Origin of the sequence: Enterococcus sp. HMSC072F02 (genome assembly GCF_001837725.1) — a bacterium.
GTDB classification, from domain to species: domain Bacteria; phylum Bacillota; class Bacilli; order Lactobacillales; family Enterococcaceae; genus Enterococcus_B; species Enterococcus_B lactis.
Map to the genome: position 1 here is coordinate 1 of NZ_KV833948.1, position 1,067 is coordinate 1,067.

Genomic DNA, 1,067 nt, shown 5'->3' on the forward strand with positions numbered 1-1,067 from the left:
ATATTATTTGTCAAATTAAGCGAGACAAAACTTTCCATTTACGTAACTCAAAAAAACTTCTAATGGTGTTTGGTAATTTAGTGATTTTCTAGGGATATGGTTTCTTTTGGACGCAACGGATGAGATGAATCCTTGATTGACTTGGTTGAAGTCCATTTCTTTTGGTAGTCCATCTTTTCGGAGGAGTCCGTTTGAATGTTCATTTAATCCCCGTTGGGAAGGCGTTCCTGGGTCTGCGAAATAAATATCAATATCATTCGTATTACTAATACTTTTCCAATTAGAGAATTCTTTTCCACAATCAAAGGTAATTGATTTGAAAAGATTTTTGGGTACGGATTGAAGCCATTCATTAATCGAATTTTCAATATCAACTGCCTTACGGCCTTCTGGTTTCAAGGCGATAATGGCTTTTGAAAGTCGCTCAACGAGTGTGATGACGGCACTTTTATGGTGGATGCCGACAATCGTATCACCCTCTAAATGTCCAAATTCTTCTTCGAAAACGACATAATCTTTTTTACGTTCAGAAATATTTCTTTTGAATGCCTGTTTTCCACGTTTTTCCTTATAACCATTTGGTTTTCGTTTTCCTTGCATCGGTAAATGTAAAACATTGAATTCTCCCGTCTTAAACCGGCGATAGAGGGTACTTACTGAACAAGAGAAGGTTCGCTCTGCACGGCCAATAATGACGTCTGGGGTCCAACCTTCAGTTGATCTTTTTGCAATATATTCTTTTTCCTCAGCAGGAAAAATGATTTCGGTTCTCCCACAACGTCGCTTATTTTCTTTGTATTGTTCAAAGTATTCAAGTGCTGTTCCACCACATTTGAGAAAGTTATAGACATTGTAAATTGTTTGGCATCCACGTTTAAGCTGCTTCGCAACGATAGCAACCGGAGTTTCTTGATGAAAATATGCTTCTATCATTACAAGCTCGTTTGGTGTAAGATGGGTATAAGTCATTTATGTTCACTCTCCTTGTATGCTTTAGCGGGTATTACAATTTGAGTGTAACATAAATGGCTTTTTTATTTGTCTCGCTTAATTATACAAACGGCGTT

At 37.2% G+C, this 1,067-nt stretch carries 1 protein-coding gene; it reads right to left on the reverse strand.

Annotation, left to right across the window (positions count from 1 at the left end):
• Positions 1–15 precede the first annotated feature (15 nt).
• Positions 16–969: an IS30 family transposase gene (locus HMPREF2731_RS06150; protein WP_024636258.1), complete on the reverse strand. Its 954-nt coding sequence runs from the start codon at positions 967–969 to the stop codon at positions 16–18.
• Positions 970–1,067 lie beyond the last annotated feature (98 nt).

Bases quoted from the DNA above. Each gene is read 5' to 3' on its own strand.
- HMPREF2731_RS06150 (WP_024636258.1), bottom strand. From the start codon at position 969: ATGACTTATACCCATCTTACACCAAACGAGCTTGTAATGATAGAAGCA.